This window comes from Actinophytocola algeriensis (genome assembly GCF_014203735.1).
GTDB lineage: Bacteria > Actinomycetota > Actinomycetes > Mycobacteriales > Pseudonocardiaceae > Actinophytocola > Actinophytocola algeriensis.
Window position 1 is genome coordinate 297,144 of sequence record NZ_JACHJQ010000011.1, and the last position, 19,744, is coordinate 316,887.

The 19,744-nt window shown below is 70.3% G+C and carries 20 protein-coding genes; 14 read left to right on the forward strand and 6 right to left on the reverse strand.

Annotation, left to right across the window (positions count from 1 at the left end; all coding sequences use genetic code 11):
* Positions 1 to 13: 13 nt before the first annotated feature.
* The 9 genes from alr to FHR82_RS40915 are packed head-to-tail and all read left to right on the forward strand — an operon-like array spanning position 14 to position 6,859.
* The gene (alr, locus tag FHR82_RS40875) at positions 14 to 1,132 is read left to right on the forward strand and encodes an alanine racemase (protein WP_184816024.1); all 1,119 of its coding nucleotides are present in this window, start codon (positions 14 to 16) and stop codon (positions 1,130 to 1,132) included.
* A 56-nt stretch (positions 1,133 to 1,188) separates the two neighbouring features.
* Positions 1,189 to 2,220, forward strand: a complete 1,032-nt coding sequence (locus tag FHR82_RS40880; protein ID WP_184816149.1) for an alpha/beta fold hydrolase — start codon at positions 1,189 to 1,191, stop codon at positions 2,218 to 2,220.
* A gap of 26 nt (positions 2,221 to 2,246) precedes the next feature.
* Entirely contained in the window at positions 2,247 to 2,729 is a 483-nt protein-coding gene (gene tsaE, locus FHR82_RS40885; RefSeq protein ID WP_184816150.1) for a tRNA (adenosine(37)-N6)-threonylcarbamoyltransferase complex ATPase subunit type 1 TsaE, read from the forward strand.
* A 10-nt stretch (positions 2,730 to 2,739) separates the two neighbouring features.
* Positions 2,740 to 3,441: an HAD family hydrolase gene (locus tag FHR82_RS40890; protein WP_184816025.1), complete on the forward strand. Its 702-nt coding sequence runs from the start codon at positions 2,740 to 2,742 to the stop codon at positions 3,439 to 3,441.
* 11 nt (positions 3,442 to 3,452) lie between these two features.
* Positions 3,453 to 4,118 carry a tRNA (adenosine(37)-N6)-threonylcarbamoyltransferase complex dimerization subunit type 1 TsaB gene (gene tsaB / locus FHR82_RS40895; protein ID WP_184816026.1) on the forward strand — a complete coding sequence of 222 codons (666 nt, stop codon included), beginning with the start codon at positions 3,453 to 3,455 and terminating at the stop codon, positions 4,116 to 4,118.
* A complete protein-coding gene (gene rimI, locus FHR82_RS40900; protein WP_184816027.1) occupies positions 4,115 to 4,591 on the forward strand; it encodes a ribosomal protein S18-alanine N-acetyltransferase in 477 nt (158 codons plus the stop codon). Before tsaB ends, rimI begins: the two co-directional genes overlap by 4 nt.
* Complete coding sequence (gene tsaD / locus FHR82_RS40905; protein ID WP_184816028.1) at positions 4,588 to 5,625, forward strand: tRNA (adenosine(37)-N6)-threonylcarbamoyltransferase complex transferase subunit TsaD; 1,038 nt, start codon at positions 4,588 to 4,590, stop codon at positions 5,623 to 5,625. Before rimI ends, tsaD begins: the two co-directional genes overlap by 4 nt.
* Before the next feature lie 17 nt (positions 5,626 to 5,642).
* Positions 5,643 to 6,533, forward strand: coding sequence for a TIGR01777 family oxidoreductase (locus tag FHR82_RS40910; RefSeq protein ID WP_184816029.1), 891 nt, complete (start codon positions 5,643 to 5,645; stop codon positions 6,531 to 6,533).
* The gene (locus FHR82_RS40915) at positions 6,530 to 6,859 is read left to right on the forward strand and encodes a DUF4873 domain-containing protein (RefSeq protein ID WP_184816030.1); all 330 of its coding nucleotides are present in this window, start codon (positions 6,530 to 6,532) and stop codon (positions 6,857 to 6,859) included. The genes FHR82_RS40910 and FHR82_RS40915 overlap by 4 nt, the downstream gene beginning before the upstream one ends.
* Before the next feature lie 288 nt (positions 6,860 to 7,147).
* Here FHR82_RS40915 and FHR82_RS40920 read toward each other — a convergent pair whose 3' ends face one another.
* The 5 genes from FHR82_RS40920 to FHR82_RS40940 all read right to left on the reverse strand — a co-directional run bounded on the left by FHR82_RS40920 (position 7,148) and on the right by FHR82_RS40940 (position 12,944).
* Positions 7,148 to 9,061, reverse strand: coding sequence for a peptidoglycan recognition protein family protein (locus FHR82_RS40920; RefSeq protein WP_184816031.1), 1,914 nt, complete (start codon positions 9,059 to 9,061; stop codon positions 7,148 to 7,150).
* A gap of 95 nt (positions 9,062 to 9,156) precedes the next feature.
* Positions 9,157 to 9,852: a hypothetical protein gene (locus FHR82_RS40925; protein WP_184816032.1), complete on the reverse strand. Its 696-nt coding sequence runs from the start codon at positions 9,850 to 9,852 to the stop codon at positions 9,157 to 9,159.
* A 69-nt stretch (positions 9,853 to 9,921) separates the two neighbouring features.
* Positions 9,922 to 11,475 carry an alkaline phosphatase D family protein gene (locus FHR82_RS40930; protein WP_184816033.1) on the reverse strand — a complete coding sequence of 518 codons (1,554 nt, stop codon included), beginning with the start codon at positions 11,473 to 11,475 and terminating at the stop codon, positions 9,922 to 9,924.
* A gap of 80 nt (positions 11,476 to 11,555) precedes the next feature.
* Positions 11,556 to 11,996: a hypothetical protein gene (locus FHR82_RS40935; RefSeq protein ID WP_184816034.1), complete on the reverse strand. Its 441-nt coding sequence runs from the start codon at positions 11,994 to 11,996 to the stop codon at positions 11,556 to 11,558.
* Between the two features lie 36 nt (positions 11,997 to 12,032).
* Positions 12,033 to 12,944 carry a helix-turn-helix domain-containing protein gene (locus tag FHR82_RS40940; RefSeq protein ID WP_221464890.1) on the reverse strand — a complete coding sequence of 304 codons (912 nt, stop codon included), beginning with the start codon at positions 12,942 to 12,944 and terminating at the stop codon, positions 12,033 to 12,035.
* A gap of 288 nt (positions 12,945 to 13,232) precedes the next feature.
* Between FHR82_RS40940 and FHR82_RS40945 the strand changes: the two genes are divergently transcribed.
* The 3 genes from FHR82_RS40945 to groL all read left to right on the forward strand — a co-directional run bounded on the left by FHR82_RS40945 (position 13,233) and on the right by groL (position 17,051).
* Positions 13,233 to 14,873, forward strand: a complete 1,641-nt coding sequence (locus FHR82_RS40945; protein WP_225944858.1) for a toll/interleukin-1 receptor domain-containing protein — start codon at positions 13,233 to 13,235, stop codon at positions 14,871 to 14,873.
* Between the two features lie 164 nt (positions 14,874 to 15,037).
* A complete protein-coding gene (gene groES / locus FHR82_RS40950; RefSeq protein ID WP_184816151.1) occupies positions 15,038 to 15,331 on the forward strand; it encodes a co-chaperone GroES in 294 nt (97 codons plus the stop codon).
* Between the two features lie 82 nt (positions 15,332 to 15,413).
* A complete protein-coding gene (gene groL, locus FHR82_RS40955) occupies positions 15,414 to 17,051 on the forward strand; it encodes a chaperonin GroEL (RefSeq protein ID WP_184816037.1) in 1,638 nt (545 codons plus the stop codon).
* 93 nt (positions 17,052 to 17,144) lie between these two features.
* Here groL and FHR82_RS40960 read toward each other — a convergent pair whose 3' ends face one another.
* Entirely contained in the window at positions 17,145 to 17,444 is a 300-nt protein-coding gene (locus tag FHR82_RS40960; protein WP_184816038.1) for a WhiB family transcriptional regulator, read from the reverse strand.
* A gap of 223 nt (positions 17,445 to 17,667) precedes the next feature.
* Here FHR82_RS40960 and FHR82_RS40965 point away from each other — a divergent pair, with 223 nt between their 5' ends.
* Both FHR82_RS40965 and FHR82_RS40970 read left to right on the forward strand, forming a co-directional pair.
* Positions 17,668 to 18,633, forward strand: coding sequence for a MerR family transcriptional regulator (locus FHR82_RS40965; RefSeq protein ID WP_311771518.1), 966 nt, complete (start codon positions 17,668 to 17,670; stop codon positions 18,631 to 18,633).
* A 250-nt stretch (positions 18,634 to 18,883) separates the two neighbouring features.
* Positions 18,884 to 19,663: a hypothetical protein gene (locus tag FHR82_RS40970; protein ID WP_184816040.1), complete on the forward strand. Its 780-nt coding sequence runs from the start codon at positions 18,884 to 18,886 to the stop codon at positions 19,661 to 19,663.
* Positions 19,664 to 19,744 lie beyond the last annotated feature (81 nt).

Below are 19,744 nucleotides of genomic sequence, written 5' to 3' on the forward strand. Positions count from 1 at the left end.
CATGAACACTGAAATGCCTGATCAGCCGCTGCCCCGCGCCGAGGTGGTCGTCGACCTCGGCGCCATCCGGCACAACGTCGCGCTCCTGGCCGCCCGTGCGCCCGGTGCGGCGACGATGGCCGTGGTCAAGGCCGACGGCTACGGCCACGGCGCGCTGCCCGTCGCCCGCGCCGCGCTCGACGCGGGTGCCACCTGGCTCGGTTCCTGCTCGCTCGCCGAGGCGCTGGACCTGCGCGACGGCGGCATCACCACGCGCATTCTCAGCTGGCTCGACGTCCCCGAGACCGACCTCGCGCCCGGCGTCGCCGCCGACATCGACCTGTCCGCGTCGAGCACCAGGGAACTCGCCGCGATCGTCGACGGTGCGCGGCGCGCGGGCAGGCCCGCCCGTGTGCACCTCAAGATCGACACCGGCCTGTCCCGCAACGGCTGCCAGCCCCGCGACTGGCCCGATCTCGTCGACGACGCGGCGAAAGCGCAGTCGGACGGGCACGTCGAGGTCGTCGCCGTCTGGTCGCACCTCGCGTGCGCCGACGAACCCGGCCACCCCGCGAACGACCGGCAGGCCGCCCGGTTCGCGGACGCCTACGAGATCGCGACACAGGCGGGCCTGCGTCCCTTGCGCCACCTCGCGAACTCGGCCGCCACCCTCGACCGGCCGGACCTGCACTTCGACATGGTCCGCGTCGGCATCGCCATGTACGGGCTGAATCCCCTGCCGTACGAGGAGAACCTGCTGCCCGCCATGACGTTCCGGTCGTCGGTCGCGCTCACCAAACGCATCGACGCCGGTGAGTCCGTGTCCTACGGGCAGACGTGGACGACCGGCCGCGACACCACGCTCGCGCTCGTGCCCGTCGGGTACGCCGACGGCGTGTCCCGCGCGCTGTCCGGCCGGATGGACGTGTGGCTCGCGGGCAGGCGGCGCCCGATCGTCGGCCGCGTCTGCATGGACCAGATCGTCGTCGACTGCGGAGACGACGTGGTCGCACCGGGCGAGGAGGTCGTCCTGTTCGGCGCGGGCTCCCACGGCGAACCGACCGCCACCGAGTGGGCGGACACCCTCGGCACCATCGACTACGAGATCGTCACCGGCATGTACCGGCCCCGCGTCGCGCGGAGCTACCGGTGACGAAGTCGGACCACGTGTCCCGCAAAGTGTTCACCCTCATCGGCGGCGCCGTCGGGATGGCCGCCGCGGGCACCGCGATCGCCGTGAGCCTCGCGCGCCGCAGACACGACCAGCCGCCGAGTCCGGAGAAGGTCGGCGGCCTGCGGCCCGACCGCGAGTACACGGTGATCACCGAGGACGGCATCTCCCTGTCCGTCGAGGAGGTCGACCCGGCCGACGGCGGCAAGCCCGCGCTGACCGTGGTGTTCGTGCACGGCTTCGCGCTCGACCGCCGCTCGTGGCACTTCCAGCGCAAGGCCCTCGCCCGCCTCACCGAGCCGCGGGTCCGGCAGGTCCTGTACGACCAGCGCAGCCACGGCCGCTCCGGCCGCGCCAACGAGGCGTCCAGCACGATCGACCGGCTCGGCAGCGACCTCGGCGAGGTCCTCGACAAGCTCGACGGCCCGATGGTGCTCGTCGGCCACTCCATGGGCGGCATGACGATCATGGCGCTCGCCGAGCAGCGGCCGGAGCTGTTCGAGGAGCAGGTGTACGGGGTCGCGTTCATCGGCACGTCCGCGGGCGAGGTCGGCAAACGCGGGCTGCCGCGGCCGTTGCTGTCCCGCTACAACCCGCTGACCCGCAACCTCGGCAGGCTCGCCGACTGGCAGCCCGGCATGGTCGAGTTCGTCCGTGCCGCGGGCGGGCAGCTCACGCGCAGGGCCGTGCGGTCGCTCGCGTTCGGTGACAAGGACGTCGACCCGGAGCTGGTGGACCTCACGATGGAGCTGATCGACGCCAACCCCGTCCGGGTGCTCGCCGACTTCATCGACACCCTCGGCACCCACAACCGCTACGCCGCGCTCGCCGGTCTCAAGCACACGCACGTGCTGGTGCTGTCCGGCGACGCGGACCGGATGACGCAGTTCTCGCACGCGGAGCGGATCGCGTTCGAGCTGCCGGACGCCGAGCTGGTGCGGGTGCGCGGGGCGGGGCACATGGTGATGCTCGAGCAGGCGCAGGCCGTCACCGACCACCTGGCGCTGCTGCTGCAGCAGTGCGCGTTCGGACAGGACGGCGGCAGGCGGAAGTGGTGGCGGCGCGGATGACACAGCAGCGGACGACACAGCAGCGGATGACACAGCAGGGGACGACACAGAGGACGAGCGGCGTGGAACTTCTCACGGAGACCGACACCCTGCGGTTCGGCAGGCGGATCGCGGAGCTGCTCGAACCCGGTGACCTGGTGCTGCTGACCGGCCCGCTCGGCGCGGGCAAGACGGTGCTGGCGAAGGGCATCGCCGAAGGGCTCGGCGTGGAGGGCCGCGTGAGTTCCCCCACGTTCATCATCGCCCGCGAGCACCGCCCGGCAGAGGGGGGCCGCGGCATCCCGCTCGTGCACGTGGACGCCTACCGCCTCGGCGACGACTTCGCGCAGCTCGACGACCTGGACCTGGACACCGAGCTGGTCGAGGCCGCGGTCGTCATCGAATGGGGCGAACCGGGCACGAGGCTGTCCGAAGACCACCTTCTCGTGAACTTGATCCGCCGGGCGGACGATTCAAGACTGGCAGAGGTGACTCCGTCAGGCTCTTGGGAAAAGCGCTGGTCGACGTAGTCTGGAGGGTATGCGTGCGGTGATCTTCGACTGGGGTGGCACGCTCACCCCCTGGTATCCCGTCGACTACGTCGCCGCGTGGCGCAGCTACGCAGACCATTTACACCCGGAAGACGCGGCGCAGGCCGCCCGGGTCGCGCAGGCCATCGTGGCCGCCGAGGAACGGCACTGGACGGTCGCGCGCGACCACCACAAGGCCTTCACGCTGGCGCAGGTCCTCGACGCGGCGGGCGCCCCCCACCACGACGACGGGATGGCCGCGTACCGCACGTTCTGGGACCCGTCGACCTACACGGACCCCGACGTGGCGCCGACGGTGTCCGCGCTCAGGGAGAAGGGCCTGCGGCTCGGCGTGCTGTCGTCGACGCCGTGGCCGAGGGAGTGGCACGAGGAGGTCCTGCGCCGCGACGGCGTCCTCCACATGTTCGACGCGCTCGTGTGGAGCTCGGACCTGATGTACACGAAGCCGCACGCGGAGGCGTTCCTCGCCGCGATGCGCGCGGTCGGGGTGGACGACCCGGCCGACTGCGTGTACGTCGGCGACCGGCTCTACGACGACATCTCCGGCGCCAAGTCCGTCGGCATGCGGGCCGTGCTCGTGCCGCACAGCGACATCCCGGAGTACCAGCGCGTGCCGGTCGACGTGGAGCCCGACGCGGTCATCCAGCGCTTGACCGACCTCCCCGACGTGGTGGAGCGCTGGCGGAACTAGGCTTAACCGCCGTGCTGGTCATCGCGGTGGACACCGCGACCCCCGCGGTCACCGCCGGGGTCGTCAACGTCGAGGAGATGCTCGTCCTGGCCGAGTGCGTCACGGTCGACGCCAAGGCCCACGGCGAGCTGCTGACGCCGCACATCCTCACGGCGCTGAAGGAGGCGGACCGCACGTTCGCCGACATCGCCGCGATCGTCTGCGGCATCGGTCCCGGCCCGTTCACCGGCCTGCGTGCCGGCATGGCCACCGCGGCCGCGCTGGGACAGGCACTCGGCAAGCCCGTGTACCCGGTGTGCACGCTCGACGCGATCGCCGCCGAGAACGTCGCCGACAGCCCGCTGCTGGTCGCCTCCGACGCCCGCCGCAAGGAGATCTACTGGGCCACCTACGACGCCACGGGCAGGCGCGTCACGAACCCGGCGGTGGACAAGCCCGCGGACGTGGTCGAGCGGATCCCGTCGCTCTCGGTCGAGCGCGTCGCGGGCAACGGCGCCACCCTGTACGACCTGGGCCTGCCGCACACCGGGCAGGAGTACCCGAACCCGCTGGGCATCGCCATGGTCGCGCGCGACGACGTGCTGGCCGGCGCCAAGCCGCGGCCGTTCGTGCCGCTGTACCTCCGCCGCCCGGACGCCACCGAGCCGGGCGCACGCAAACGGGTGACCACGCGGTGACGTTCCGGCTCGCTCCGCTCCAGCGCGGGGACCTGGCTCGCTGCGCGGAGCTGGAGACCCTCGTGTTCCCCGACGACGACCCGTGGCGGGAGTCGGCGTTCCAGTCCGAACTGGACGCGGGCTACGAGTACTTCGGCGCCTACACCGACGAGGCCGGGCTCGTCGGGTACGCGGGTGTCTCCGTGCTCGGCGTGAAGGGGAATGCGGAGGCCAGCGTGCACAACATCGCCGTCGACCCGGCGTGGCAGGGCAAGGGCATCGGCAGGGCGCTGCTGCGTGCGCTGCTCGCCCGTGCCGACGAGGTCGCGGCCCCCGTCTACCTCGAGGTGCGCACCGACAACGAGGCCGCGATCGGCCTGTACGAGGCGCACGGTTTCACCCGGATCGGCATGCGGCGCCGGTACTACTGGCCGTCCGGCGCCGACGCGTACACCATGGCGCGCCCCGCACAGGCCGCCGAGGAGGCCCCATGACCATCGTGCTCGGCATCGAGAGCTCCTGCGACGAGACCGGCATCGGCATCGTCCGCATCGAGTCCGACGGTGCGCTGACGCTGCTCGCCGACGAGGTCGCGTCCAGCGTGGACCAGCACGCCCGCTTCGGCGGCGTCGTGCCGGAGGTGGCGTCCCGCGCACACCTCGAGGCGCTGGTGCCGTCGGTGACGCGGGCGTTCGAGGCGGCGGCGCTCGAGCTGTCGGATGTGGACGCCATCGCGGTCACGTGCGGCCCCGGTCTCGCGGGCGCGCTGCTCGTGGGGGTGTCGGCGGCGAAGGCGTACGCGGCGGCGCTGAACGTGCCGCTGTACGGCGCGAACCACCTGCCCGGTCACGTGGCCGCCGACACGTTGGAGCACGGCCCGCTGCCGTCGCCGTGCCTTGCGCTGCTCGTCTCCGGCGGGCACACCCAGCTGCTGCGCGTCGACGACCTCGCCACGAAGATCACCGAGGTGGGCTCGACCATCGACGACGCGGCGGGCGAGGCGTACGACAAGGTGGCCAGGATCCTCGGCCTGCCCTACCCCGGCGGCCCGCCGATCGACAAGGCCGCCCGCCGGGGCAACCCGGACGCCATCCGCTTCCCGCGCGGTCTCACCGGTCCCCGGGACGCGAAGTACGACTTCTCGTTCTCGGGCCTGAAGACGGCGGTGGCGAGGTGGGTCGAGGCCCGCGAGGGCCAGGAGATCCCGGTCGACGACGTGGCGGCGTCCTTCCAGGAGGCGGTGGCGGACGTGCTCACCGCGAAGGCCGTCCGCGCCGCGACCGAACTGGGCATCGACACGATGGTCGTCTCCGGCGGCGTCGCGGCGAACTCGCGTCTGTCCACACTCGCGGCGGCGCGCTGCGCCGAAGCGGGGATCACGCTCCGCGTGCCCCGCCCACGGCTGTGCACGGACAACGGCGCCATGATCGCGGCGCTCGGCGCACACCTCGTGAAGGCGCAAGTGCGGCCGTCGTCTTTGGACCTGTCGGCGAATCCCGGCCTTCCTGTCGGCACCGTGACGGTCTGACCCGTACGCTCATCCGGGTGAGGGTCGCGGTCACGGGAACCAGCGGTCTGCTGGGTGGCGCACTGGTGCGCGAGCTGCAGGCGCAGGGGCATGAGGTGCTCAGGCTGGTGCGCAGGAGGCCGGCGGCCCACGACGAGGCGCTGTGGTTCCCGGAGGTCGACACCGGCAGCCTGCGCGGCGTCGACGCCGTCGTCCACCTGGTGGGCGAGCCGCTGGTGGGCAAGTGGTCCACCCACCAACGCGAGGCGATCCGCGAGTCCAGAGTGCACGGAACCCGCCTGCTGGCCACCGCGTTGGCCGACATGCGGGACGGCCCCGGAGTGCTGCTGTGCGCCTCGGCGACGGGCTACTACGGCGACCGCGGCGTTGCGCTGCTGACGGAGGAAAGCCCGGCTGGCGTCGGCTTCCTGCCGTCGGTGTACGAGGCGGCGGAGAAGGCGGCCGCTCCGGCGGAGGCCGCGGGGCTGCGCGTGGTGCAGCTGCGGGTGGGAGTGCTGCAGTCGGCGGAAGCGGGCGGTCTGGCGATTCTCCTGCCGATGTTCCGGCGAGGCATGGGCATCCGGGCAGGTGCGGGCACCCAGTGGGTGAGCTGGATCGACCTCGCGGACGCGGTCAGTGCGGTGCTCCACGTACTGGGTGGTTCGCTGTCGGGCCCGGTGAACGTCGTGGCCCCGAACCCGGTGACGAACCGGGAGTACGCGGACACGCTGGCGTCGGTGCTGAGCCGTCCCCGGCTGCTGGCCCTGCCCCCGGGCCTGGTGCGCAGGTTCTTCGGCGCCGGCCTGGCGGACGAGGTGCTGCTGGCAAGCACCCGAGTGGTGCCGGCACGCTTGCTGACCAGCGGTTTCGCCTTCGAGCACCCCACACTCCGAGAGACTCTGCAAAACCTGTTACTTCGGGTAACATGACGCCCGTGAGCGACGACGAGGACGGCTACGCCGGCGAGGCCACCCTGGTGCTGGACGGTGCCGAGTTGTCGGTGACGGTCACGCTGAGGGGCAACTTCGAGCCGGTGGACGGCCGGTACCACTGGTACGGCCGGATCCAGGCGCACGACGAGGTGACGGAGAAGGCCGGGAGCCGCAAGCCGACCGCGTCGCTGCGGACGCCGTTCGGGGTGGCGGAGGGTGTGCTGTCGGATCCGGACCCGTGGGGCCGGTACCGCATCAGCGGTACGAGCCGCCCGCCGTTCGAGGTCCCGGTGACGTTGGAGGACCTGCCGGCGGGCTGTTGACCCGGCTGGCCTCTGCCGCTGGCTCCACGCGACAGCGGCCCGTGTGCAACCCCAAGCGTCCCAACCGAAATCGCGCGCTGGGCGGCCGAGGGGCGTTGGCCTCCGGCCCCCGGATTCCACGCTACCGGACAGCACCGACGCGGAAGTCCGCCAGCGACAGCCGGCGCCCAACTCTGTGGACAACCAACCGCCCTGTGGACAACCGCCCCTCACCGCGAGGGAACCGTCGGTCCCGTGCCGTAGCCTGGAAAACGGGGGCCGGAGGCCAGCCGCATCACAGGAACGACATCACAGGAACGACAACCGCACGTCCACGTCGTCGACGTTCACGAACGCCACCCGGTGTCCGAACTGGATCTGCAGGTACTTCGTCTTCCCGCGCACCACCGTGTGGTTCGTCGCGTCATAGGTGACCGCCCAGTAGTACTCCGACGGCGTCACCAGGCCCACCGCGTACTTCTGTCCCGCGGACAGCGTGTACTGCAGCGGCGTCACCGCCTGCGGCGGGATCCCCGACGGATACGCGGCCGCCTCCGGGTAGGCGCGACCGTAGACCGGCACGGACGCAAGCCCCTTCTTCGGCGTGGCAACGAAACCGGCCGACCACGCGGCGTCCGACGCCTTGAACCAGCCCTTCTGGCCCAGGTACCACACCGCCACCCACGCACCGCGCCGCTCGGCGATCGCGAACGTCTGACCCGTCTCGGCGCGCGCCGAGTGGTCGGAGATGTGCATCGTGCCCGGGGAACCGTCCGGGTGCAGCGCGATGTCGGTCAGCAGCGGCGCGTCGTCGGCGGGCGCGGTCCGCAGCACGACCGAGCCCGACCCGTGCGGCTCGCACGGCACCCCGGCCGTCTTGCACCCGGTGAACGCCGGCTTGTTCGTCGCGTAGTCCGGCCTGATCGTCGCGAGCCCGGTCAGCGACGTGCCCGTCGAGCGGAACGGCGCGCGCAGCAGCTCGAAGTAGTGCGCCCAGTCCCAGTACGGGCCCGGGTCCCAGTGCATCCCGCGCACCGTCGACGGGATCGTGCCCGGCACGTTGTCGTGGCCCAGGATGTGTTGCCGGTCAAGCGGAATCCCGTACTTGCCGGCCAGGTACCGCACGAGCTTCGACGACGACCGGTACATCGCCTCGGTGTACCAGGCGCCGTTCGCCGCGAAGCCCTCGTGCTCCAGGCCGATGGACTTCGAGTTGATGTACCAGTTGCCCGCCTGCCACGCGACGTCCTTGGCCTTCACGTGCTGCGCGATGTGCCCGTCGGCCGACCGCAGCGTGTACTGCCAGCTCACGTACGTCGGGTCCTGCACCAGGTTCAGCGTGGTCTGGTAGCTGCCCTCGGTGTCGTGGATGATGATGTAGTCGATCTTCTGGCTCTGCGGCCGGTTCGCCTTGTCGTGGTTGCCGTAGTCGCCGTCACCGAACGCCTCGTACGGGGCCGGGATCCACTCGCACCCGAGGTCCGCAGGGCACTCCACCTCGCCCGCACCGGTCTGCCGGAGTCCGAGGTCGCCGAGCTGCGAGGCGTCCGCGTCGACCGGCGTGGCGGGCAGCGACACCCGCTGCCCGTCGTCGGTCACGCGCGAGACGCCCTCGCTGATGGTCTTGAACACCTCGTCGGCGAAGGTCCGCGCCGACCCGGTGTCGGTGGCGCCGCTGTACTTGGCGACCGCGCCGTACCAGTCGCCGGGCGCGTCGCTGTCGACGCCGAGCCCACGCTGGTAGTCGGCCAGCAGGGCGGCGCCACCCCGGATGTTCTGCACCGGGTCCGACCGCAGCGTGGCGATGTCCACACCGGTCAGGTCGGCGGCGACGTCGACGGTCCGCAGCGACGGCGCGGAGAAGTCCTGTTCGCCCGGGTCGGGCGGGAGCATGGGGCGGGCCGTGTCACCACGGGGGTCCTCGGTGCCCTCGTCGTGGTGTGTCCCGCCGGAGTTGGCGGTGCCGACGTCGGTGAGGTGCATCGGGCCGTAGCCGGCGCTGGTGCTGGGCAGGCCTGCGTTGGTGTCCCAGCGGGACTCCAGGTAGGACACGCCGAGCAGCACGCTCTCCGGCACCCCGAACTCCTCGGCGGCGGCCGCGTAGGCCTCCTGCCTCGTGGTGGGTGGCGCGGTCCCCGGCGTGGCCGCCGCGGTCGACATGCCGGTGGCTAGACCGGCCGCGACGGCGGCGATGAGGATCGTGCGGGACGTCGATCTCGACATGACGGCCTCCTGGACGGGCGACTCCAGCAGTGCACAACTCTGGTGCCGCCCGCCCCGGCGGTCAATAGTTTGCGACCGAACGGATCAGTTGGTTACTAGATCCCGGTGACGCACCAGGCGTCGACGTCCTGCTCCATCTCGGCCGTGAAGCTCTCCGTCTCGCCGCCCAGCGAGATCTCGATCGACGCCTGTGCGGTGTCGCCGGACTCCTGGACGTCCTCGACGGTCGCGGACACGTCCATACCGGCCAACTGGGACAGTTCGGACTTCAGCTGCGACGCGACGCTCGACGAGCACGCGTACTCGTCGATCAGGTCCTCGTCCTGCGTCTCGATGACCTCGACGACGACGTCGGCGAGCGCCTCCGGCGACGACGAGTCACCGCCCGAGCTGCTGCTGCCGCCGCTGCCACTGGACTCGCCGTCACCGGAGTCGCTGCCCGAGCCGCCGCCGCCCGGCCCCGGGATGCCGCCCGGCAGACCGGAGTCCTCGGACGTGTCGCCCCCGCCTGCCTTCGGCGGCGAGTCGTCGTCATCGCCAGTCAGGACGAGCACGAGCACGAGCGCCACGACGGCGACCACCACGACCCCGGCGACCCCGACGATGAGACCCGTGTTGCTCTTCTTGGGCGGCGGGTACTGGCCGTAGCCACCGGGCCCGGGCGGCGGATAGCCGTAGCCGCCGCCCTGTTGTGGCGGTGGTGGCCCGTAGCCGCCCCCTTGTGGCGGTGGTGGTGGCCCGTACCCGCCGCCCTGAGGCGGCCCGTGTCCCCCCTGTTGCGGGTATGTCACTGGATTAGCCCCCTTGTGGAAAGTTCTGACCTCGGGAGCGTAACCGGTGGTCCCCGCGTCGCACGGCGGCTACGCGGGATGCAGCGACGGATCCCGGTCCGGGGTCACGAAGCTCGCCGCGGTCGAGACCGGGGCGTCCGGTGTGCGCACGTACGGCAGGATCCGGAAGTCCGACCGCAGCTCACCCGCCGTGAACGTCGTCCGCACGTAACCCCGGCGGTTCTTGTAGAACTTCAGGTGCGGGTTCTCGGCCAGCTGCGTCGAGTTCGTGCCCTCGTTGCCGTCACCGCTGCTGGTGACCGAGGTGGCCACCAGCTCGACACCGACCCCGCGCGAGTCGGGCCGGTCGGCGTTCTCCTTGATCTCACCGGCCCAGTGCCGGTGCACGTCACCGGTCAGCACGACCCCGTTGCGCACCTGCCCGAGCGCGGCGGCGATGCGGTCGCGGTTGGCGCGGTACCCGTCCCAGCCGTCCATGGAGAAGCCCTGCTGGGGCCCGGCGGTGAGGTCGCGCTGGGCGAAGAACACCTGCTGGCCGAGCACGTCCCAGCGTGCGCGCGAACGCCGGAACCCGTCGAGGAGCCACGCTTCCTGCTGGTCACCCAGGATCGTCCGCGAGGGGTCGAGCCGGTCGGCGCAGTCGATCTTCGTGCCGTCCCCGCAGGCCTGGTCGTCGCGGTACTGCCGGGTGTCGAGCATGTGGAACGTGGCGAGGTCACCCCAGTTGAAGCGCCGGTACAGCCGCATGTCGATGCCCTGCGGCCGCGCCGACCGCCGCAACGGCATGTTCTCGTAGTAGGCCTGGAAAGCAGCGGCCCGCCGATCGAGGAAGGCGGGGTCGGGCGCCTCGGGAACGTCGTCGGCCCAGTTGTTCTCGGTCTCGTGGTCGTCCCAGACGACGAGCCAGGGCGCGGTGGCGTGCGCGAGCTGCAGGTCCGGGTCGGTCTTGTACTGGGCGTGCCGCTGCCGGTAGCCGGCGAGCGTCCGGGTTTCCGGCCCCACGACGGTCCGCACGTCGGCGGCCTTGGCGGCGTACTCGTACTGGTAGTCGCCGAGGTGCAGCACGAGATCGGGCTGGTCCTGCGCGAGGCGGCGGTAGGCGGTGAAGAACCCCTCACCGAAGTGCGCACACGAGGCGAAACACATCGTCAGGCCCTGGGAAAGCCCACGCGCGGGGGTGGTGGTGGTCCGCCCGACCGGCGAGAGGTGCCCCTGAACCCGAAACCGGTAGAAGTACTCGGTCCCGGCCCGAAGCCCACCGACCTCGACGTGCACGGAGTGCGCGCCCCGCGGATCGGCGGTGGCGGACCCGGCCCGCACAACACGCCGGAACCGCTCGTCCTTGGCGACCTGCCACTGCACCTCGTAGCGACGGCCGGGCATCCCACCCAGGCCGGTGTCAGCCAGCGGGTCGAGCGCCAACCGGGTCCACAGCACCACGGAGTCGCTCCACGGATCCCCGGAAGCGACCCCGAGCGTGAACGGGTTGGCGGGCAAGGGCTTGCTGCCGGCGGCGGGCGCGGCGGAAGCCCAGGAAGGCGCGGCGACGGCAACCGCGCCAACCCCGACGGCAGCAACCCCGCCAACCAGGACAGACCGACGAGAAATGGATGAGCCGGGCAAGAGAACCTCCCTGTTCGGGTGACTCTCAAACCCCACAATCCGGTGGTGTCAACAACCGTCGATCTTCGATGAACCAGTACCTACACGTGGATGAACAACGAGTGCGGTGATTCGGGCACCTCCGGCCAGTTCTCCACATGGCCGCGACGGTCCGGTACCGGGACCTCGTCCAGGGACTGACCGGGCCGCAGACCGCACAGCACGGCCACTTCGTCCACACAGGCCTCGACCCAGCCGAGTTCCCTCAGGCTGCACAACATCCCGTGCGAGCGCTCACCCCGGTAGGCGCGGTTGCGCATCTTCTTCGGCTTCTCCCGGCCCTCGACGAGGACACGGGCGCCGGGCAGGGCCACCGGCACCAGGTCGCCAGGGGACAACATGCGGACGCCGCCGAACACGATCTGGACGACATCGTGCGTGTCATCAACGCGAACGTGTGACAGCCAGATTTTTTCCGCGTTGGGGTGCACCCAGATTTCCGAAATTTCACCCACAACGGCCCCAGTGGTGCCAATGATCACCGGGAGACTATAAATAGATATGGACCGAATGTCTGGTTAGGACTGGCGCGATCCCACAATAGAGTGAACTCCGGTCGAGTTCCATAACTTTTCGAACGCCTCGTGCGCGCGCTCGGTGTAGTCAGGACTCATGAGCATGTCAGCGCTCGAGTGATCATTGGGGCTGTTGAGATATCCCAACCAGGCCCCGTTGAGCAGGAACTTGCTGAACTGTGCGAACAACCACGGCTCTTCCACGGCGAAGGTCACCGCGTCGAGGTGGTACAGCCCCATGCCGGTCTGTACCGGCATGGCCGAGGTGCGGAAGGCGCAGCTCTCGTTGAGGCGGTCGCCGCCGACCGCGTTCGCGATCAGGTTGCGGAAGTCGCGCACCTCGTCCGAGTGGATGGTCATTTCGCCCGCGAGCAGGAACCGATAACCGCAGCCGCGCGCGAGGTTGGTCGTCACCGCGTTGAAGAACTGCCCCGGCAGTGCTTCACCGCTGGCCAGCGTGATGACATTCGGGCTCAGGTCCGTGGCGATGATGTCCGCCTGCCTGCAGTACCGCTCCATCCGCAGGATCTCGTCCTGGCCGATGAGCCCTTCGATGCCTGCCGTCCTCGAATCCAGGATCTCGGTGGCCACCTCGTCGATCCGGTCCACGAGCAGGCGCCCGATGCGCGCCACCAGCTCGGAGTGCCTGCTGGTGCGGCTCTTGATGTCGGTGAAGGCGTGCTCGACGTAGCGCGCGATCGAGCTGTGGTCGTCAGGGGCGCGCATCGGTTCGCCGTAGACGAGGTAGTCCAGGCTCACGTTGAAGAAGTCCGCCAACGCGGTCAGTTTCTCGAAGCTGGGCCGGGTCCGGCCGCGGGTGTACTGCGACAGGGCGGCCGCGGTCACGCCGACGGCTTCGAGAATCGGTCCTCGATTTCGCGTGTACCCGCCGCGCTCGATGAGGCTGTTGAGCATCTCCGCCAGCTTGACTTCCCTGTGGTCCACTTGATCCCCCTAGGAGGAGGACCGCTTAACTCACGCCTTGTTCGGTTCGTTATTTAGGTGAGCTTTACAAGGCTGTAGTAGAGCTGCACGGCCACGCTGGACATTGACGTTATCTGGCCTAATATAAACCAGCAGGCAAGCCAAACTACAGGGTCCACCAGGGATGGGTGGCAATTGTCAGTCGCCGCCGCCCGCTGAGCTTGATTGACAAAAGTGGGACATCGTTCCGGGAGTATTTGTCTGGAGGGCGGATCGATGATGGTAAGTGGCGACAACGAACACGGAATCCATGTTGCGTCCAGGAATGATGCGTCCACGGTCAGGAACGACCTCTGTCGCGTCTTTGTTTCCTACGCACGGGTCGACGAGCCGCACCGGGTCCGGTTGAACGTGCACCTCGCACCGTTGGTGCGGGAAGGGCTCATCGACCTCTGGAGCGACCGGGCCATCGCGCCCGGATCCGACTGGGAGCGGGACATCGAGCGTGAGGTGGCCGTCGCGGACATCGTCCTGCTGTTGGTCACGCCGGATTTCGTCGCGTCCGTGTACTGCTTCGAGAAGGAGCTGGCCGAGGTGCTGCGCCGCCACGAGGAGGACGGGGTGCTGATCCTCCCGGTGCTGGTGAAGCCGGTCGACCTCGCCACCATGCCGTTCGCGAAGTTCCAGGCGTTGCCGCTCGACCTGCGGCCCGTCAGCGCGTGGCCGGACCCCGACGAGGCCTGGCTGCAGGTGGCGCGCGGCATCCGCCAGGCCGTCGACGACATCTCCCGCGGCCGCGTGTCCTTCCCGGCCCAGCGCACCGACGAACCGCGGACGACCCTCGGTCGCGAACCGCACGCCTACTACGGCACCGGCAATTGCGTCGTGGACGGGCCGGTCGCCGACGTCGAATGGGTGCCGCTCAACGAGGACGTCGACGACACGCGGTTCGACAACCTCGTCCCGCTGAACCGCCGCCACCGGGCGCGGTCGGACGGGCCGCGGCGCGCGCACTTCCGGTTCGGGATCGACCTCATCGCCGAGAACCTGTTCCACAGTGCCCGCAAGCACTTCCACGCCGGCGTGCCCGCGCTCGCGTTCGGGTGCGCACGCCTGGGTGACGTGCTCGCGTCCCATTACCCGTACGCGTTCGAAGCGCACGAAGGGGACGAGTGGGCCTTCCTCGCCCAGTCCCTGTTCTACCTGCCCTACCGGCAGAACAAAGCGCTGCTCGACGCCACCCTCCAGCGCATCCGCAAGCGGCTCGCCATCAACAGCAACTGTCCCGACGCCGGCCGGGCAGCGCTGCTGCTGGCCGTCGCGAACCTCTACCAGGACCTCGGCAAGTGGGCCACCGCTGAGGAGCTGTACGACCAGGTGCTCGCGCACAAGCCGGCGCCGTTCATGCAGGTGGCGGCGATCCGGCGGCGGGCGGTGGGGCGGATCTTCCGCGGCGCGACCCACCAGGCGATGGAACGTGACTTCCGCCGTGTCGGCGACTACGAGACCAGCGCCGACCTGGCCGTCTCCCTCGCCATCTCGCAAGGCTGGTGGCACCTCGCGCACGCACGCCCAGAACAGGCGCTCCGGCTGCTGGAGCCGTTCGACGACGACGAGGCCGTGCACAGCCCGCACAACTCGATCGAGTTGAAGCTCACCCAGGCGTCCGCGCTGATCGCGCTCGGGCTGGGCTGCGGCGCGCAGCTGCGGTTCGTCGAGGAGCGGGCCAGGGGAACAGCTCACCTGCGGCCGGTGTTCACCGAGTACATAGCGCCGCTGATACTCAGCACGCGGCTGGCCGACGCGGTCGAGTCGCACGCCGGAACCGTGGTCGCGCCCGCTGGGCTGGACGCCACGGCGGACGCGTTGCTCACCGCGCGGGGGACGACGGTCGCGGGGCGGCCGATCTGGGTGGACTGATTGTCACGCGAGCACCCTCGTTGCACGGTTAGCAGTCGCATGGGTAGAGTGCCAAACGTACGGCGCCGACACCGCCCCGGCACCCGCGACGGCGGGGTGGCAGGAGCCGATAGCACAACTGGTAACTGCCAACGCTTTCGAAAAGACCCGTGGAGGTCATCGCGGTGAGCGTGAACATCAAGCCGCTCGAGGACAAGATTGTTGTCCAGGCGAGCGAGGCCGAGGCCACGACTGCCTCGGGCCTCGTCATTCCGGACACTGCCAAGGAGAAGCCCCAGGAGGGCAAGGTCCTGGCTGTTGGCCCGGGCCGAATCGACGACAACGGCAACCGCGTCCCCCTGGACGTGGCAGTCGGTGACGTCGTCATCTACTCCAAGTACGGCGGCACCGAGGTCAAGTACAACGGTGAGGACTACCTGATCCTCTCCGCCCGCGACGTGCTGGCCGTCGTCAACTGACGCCTGGCGTTAGTCACACACTGCGCCCCGGTGGCCCCCTTCCGGGGGTCCCGGGGCGTTGTGTGTCCGAGAAAGGTAGGACATGCCCAAGCAGATCAGCTACGACGAGGACGCTCGTCGTGCGCTCGAGCGCGGGGTGAACAAGCTCGCCGACGCGGTCAAGGTCACGCTTGGCCCGCGTGGCCGGCACGTGGTGCTCGCCAAGAAGTTCGGCGGGCCGACCGTGACCAACGACGGCGTCACCATCGCCCGCGAGATCGAGCTCGACGACTCCTTCGAGAACCTCGGCGCCCAGTTCGCGAAGAACGTTGCCACGAAGACCAACGACATCGCCGGTGACGGCACCACCACGGCCACCGTCCTGGCGCAGGCCATGGTGCGGGTCGGCGTCCGCAACGTCGCCGCGGGCGCCAACCCGATGGCGCTCGGCCAGGGCATCCAGCTCGCCGCCGACGCCGTCGTCGACGCGCTGAAGGCCAAGGCCACCCCGGTCAAGGGCCGCGACAACATCGCCCAGGTCGGCACCGTCGCGTCCCGCGACGCGTCGATCGGCGCGCTGCTCGGCGAGGCCATCGAGAAGGTCGGCGAGGACGGCGTGATCACCGTGGAGGAGTCCTCCACGATGGCCACCGAGCTCGTCATCACCGAGGGCGTGCAGTTCGACAAGGGCTACGTGTCCGCGTACTTCGCGACGGACCCGGAGACCCAGCAGGCGGTCCTCGAGGACACCTACGTCCTGCTGTACCGGGACAAGATCTCGTCCCTGAACGACCTGCTGCCGATCCTCGAGAAGGTCGCGCAGGCCTCCAAGCCGGTGCTGATCGTCGCCGAGGACGTCGACGGCGAGGCCCTGTCCACGCTCGTCGTGAACTCGGTCCGCAAGACGATCCGCGCGGTCGCCGTCAAGGCGCCGTACTTCGGTGACCGCCGCAAGGCGTTCCTGGACGACCTGGCGGTCGTCACCGGCGGCACCGTGGTCTCCACCGACGTCGGCATGAAGCTGTCCGAGGCCGACCTCGACGTGCTGGGCACCGCCCGGCGCGTGGTCGTCACCAAGGACGAGACCACCCTCGTCGAGGGCGGCGGCACCAAGGAGGCCGTGGCGGGCCGCGCCGAGCAGATCCGCCGCGAGATCGAGGCCACCGACTCCGACTGGGACCGCGAGAAGCTGCAGGAGCGGCTGGCGAAGCTGTCCGGCGGCGTCGCGGTGATCAAGGTCGGCGCCGCGACCGAGACCGAGCTGTCCGAGCGCAAGCACCGCATCGAGGACGCGGTGGCCGCGACGAAGGCCGCGGTCGAGGAGGGCATCGTCCCCGGCGGCGGCGTCACGCTGGTGCACGTGGCCAAGGAACTGGAGGCGCTCGCCGCCGCCCAGTCCGGCGACGTGGCCACCGGTGTGCGGCTCGTGCGTGAGGCGCTCGCCGCACCGCTCCTGTGGATCGCGAACAACGCGGGCCTCGAGGGCGCGGTCGTCGTGTCGAAGGTCAAGGAGATGGACTGGGGCCACGGCCTCAACGCGGCCAGCCTGACCTACGGCGACCTCGTCGCCGACGGTGTGGTCGACCCGGTGAAGGTCACCCGATCGGCAGTCACCAACGCGGCGTCGATCGCGCGGATGGTGCTCACCACCGAGGCATCTGTCGTGGAGAAGAAGGAAGAAGAGCCGGAGGCCGCTGGTCATGGCCACGGTCACGGTCACGGGCACGGCCCGGGCTTCTGATCCCGTAGTACCTGGCAGAACACGAAGAACGCCGCGTCCCGGTCGCTTTCCCCCGACCGGACGCGGCGTTCTTCGTGTGTTCCGCAGTCCCTGCTAGTTCGCCACAGCCAACGTGCGCTTCTCCAACTTGATGATGGCTTCCCGCTCACCCTCGGAGAGGCCACCCCAGATCCCGTACGGCTCGTGCACCGCCAGCGCGTGGCGCCGGCACAACTCCAGCACGGGGCAGGCCTGGCAGACCGCCTTCGCTCTGGCTTCGCGCCGGGCCCGTGCCGGGCCGCGTTCACCGTCCGGGTGGAAAAAGAACGCACTGTCCATGCCGCGGCAAGAACCCTCGAGCTGCCAGTCCCACACGTCTGCGTTGGGACCCGGGAGCCTCCGAGTGTCTGCCATGGTGACCGCCTCCCTCGCCGGATGTTCGCACTACCGGCTACTCCATTCGGTGCAGCGGGACCAACGCTAGAACCGCGCCAAAGCTTGTTCAAGGGTGATCGACTCATTGATCAGGCATTTCAGCCGATCGGTGCACCACCTCCACGCTGCGTATTCGTCGATCCAGTTGCCGGACACCCGTGATCACCCGACGATGGGAGGGTTGGCGACGAAGGAGGCGTCCGTGGGCGATCATGGCCGAGTCCTTGACGCGGTCATCGGGTCGACGGCACAGCAGGAGGAGGAGACGCTTCCTGTCGCGGCCGTCGCCCGCAGGCTCGGGGTGGCACCCGCGACCCTGCGCACCTGGGACCGCCGCTACGGCATCGGGCCGCGCGCACACACGACGGGCAGGCACCGCAGGTACACCCACGCGGACATCGGCAGGCTGGAGCTGATGCAGCAGGCGCTGCTGCGCGGCGCCACGCCGGCCGAGGCCGCGTCCTACGCACTGCGTGCGACCGCGCCACCCGACCCGCCGGAGGTCGTGGCGCCCAGGGAGGGCGGCACGTCGCTGCTGCGCGAGTTCAGCACCCGGTCGGCGTCGGTGCTCGGCCTGTCCCGCGCCGCGATGGCCATGGACACGGTCGCCACCCAGCAGCTCATCGCCGACAGCATCGACGCGCTCGGGGTCGTGGCGGTGTGGAACGACGTGCTCAGACCCGTGCTGGCGGCGCTGGCGAGCCGGTGGGAGCAGTCGGGGGAGTGCGTCGAGGTCGAGCATCTCGTCCACGAGTGCACGCTGGCCGCGGTGATCGGCGCGACCCCGATGGTGACCGCCCCGCGCAACCCGCGGCCGGTGCTGCTGTGCTGCGCGCCGGACGAGCAGCACAGCCTTCCCCTCTATGTACTGCGCGCGGCGCTCGCCCGCGAGGGGATCGGCACGCAGATGCTGGGCGCGGCGCTGCCGGCCTCGGCCCTGGCCGCGGCGGTGCGCCGGACCGGTCCGGCCGCGGTGGCGGTGTGGGCGCAGCTGCCGGGGCTGGCGCGGGCGTCGCTGTTCGACGAGGTGCCGAGGACACGACAGCGGGTGCGGCTGTTCGCGTGCGGGCCGGGCTGGTTCACGACGGATCTGCCGGACCGGGTCGACCGGCTGGAGGACCTCGCGGACGCGGTGGGCCGGATCGAGTCGCTCGTTGGCGCCGGCTGAAGATCAGGACCGGTCCCGGGGCCGTCCGGTTAGCGTCCGGTCACCCGCTGGGGGTGTCGTGAAGGGCGCGTTCCAGACGCGCTTTCAAGGCGTCCGGCGGGTCCCCACAGCTCCTGACCAGTCGCGTGGTCCCTGGCCGGAGCCGGACGCCCGGAATTGTCGGTGCTGCCCGATACGCTGGATTCCTGGGCAGGCGGCGCCCACCACGGTGCCCACCACAAGCCCGCCCACCACAAGACTGGGGAGCTTCGTGACCACGCTCGAGCAGGCGGCGTTCGGCGACCGGCCCGACCTCGTCGTGACCGCCACGCCGGCACTGCCCCGCGACCGGTGGCTGGCCGCGGTGGTGCTCGGCGCGCAGGGCCACTACGCGCGCGCCGCGACCCTCCTGCACGACCTCACCCGCCGCCCCGACGACCTCGGCGCGCTGGCCTCGGCGACCCTCGCCTCCCACCGCCGCCAGCTGGGTGGCCACGCGGCCGCCAGAAGGCACGACGCGCGGGCCATCGCGACCGCGACCACCGACGAGGCCAGAGCCGACGCGCTGCTGGGCCTCGCCGCCGACGCCGTGGGCACGGGAAGGCTCGGTGAAGCGCGGAAGCTCGCCGACCGCGTCCCGCTGACGACCTGGCGCGCCAGGGTCCGCCACGGCTGGGTCTCGGCCGAGATCTGCTTGAGCGCCGGTGGAGCGGCGCTGCCCCACGCGGAGCGGGCGCTCGGTGAGTCGAAGGCCATCCGGCACCGCGTCAAGTCCGAGATCGTGCTCGCCGCCGCGCTGTCCGGTACTGAACCGGTCATGGCCCGAAAGCTGGTCACCCGCGCGCGGGACGACGCTACGGATCTGCACCTGTCGTCGCTGGTCTGGCCCGCGTCACTGCTCCTGGCCGAGGTAGACCCGTCCGAGTCATCCCGGCACACCCGTAACGCGGCACTCGTCTTGCACGGTCTGTTACTGAGGACCGATCCACGTGGGCGTGAGCTCGCCGAACGCTCTCCGTGGGTACCCGACCCCGCTGGCCCAACCGGGTGACGGCGGTCGCTCGGACATCTGGGCGAACTGGTCAGCAGATTTACCACCAGATCGTGTCAAGGTTCGCCCCGAAGCGTCCGA

Coding starts and splice junctions, on each gene's coding strand:
- alr (WP_184816024.1), top strand. CDS start 14: ATGCCTGATCAGCCGCTGCCCCGCGCCGAGGTGGTCGTCGACCTCGGC.
- FHR82_RS40880 (WP_184816149.1), top strand. CDS start 1,189: ATGGCCGCCGCGGGCACCGCGATCGCCGTGAGCCTCGCGCGCCGCAGA.
- tsaE (WP_184816150.1), top strand. CDS start 2,247: ATGACACAGCAGGGGACGACACAGAGGACGAGCGGCGTGGAACTTCTC.
- FHR82_RS40890 (WP_184816025.1), top strand. CDS start 2,740: ATGCGTGCGGTGATCTTCGACTGGGGTGGCACGCTCACCCCCTGGTAT.
- tsaD (WP_184816028.1), top strand. CDS start 4,588: ATGACCATCGTGCTCGGCATCGAGAGCTCCTGCGACGAGACCGGCATC.
- FHR82_RS40915 (WP_184816030.1), top strand. CDS start 6,530: ATGACGCCCGTGAGCGACGACGAGGACGGCTACGCCGGCGAGGCCACC.
- FHR82_RS40920 (WP_184816031.1), bottom strand. CDS start 9,061: ATGTCGAGATCGACGTCCCGCACGATCCTCATCGCCGCCGTCGCGGCC.
- FHR82_RS40940 (WP_221464890.1), bottom strand. CDS start 12,944: ATGCTCAACAGCCTCATCGAGCGCGGCGGGTACACGCGAAATCGAGGA.
- FHR82_RS40945 (WP_225944858.1), top strand. CDS start 13,233: ATGGTAAGTGGCGACAACGAACACGGAATCCATGTTGCGTCCAGGAAT.
- groL (WP_184816037.1), top strand. CDS start 15,414: ATGCCCAAGCAGATCAGCTACGACGAGGACGCTCGTCGTGCGCTCGAG.
- FHR82_RS40960 (WP_184816038.1), bottom strand. CDS start 17,444: ATGGCAGACACTCGGAGGCTCCCGGGTCCCAACGCAGACGTGTGGGAC.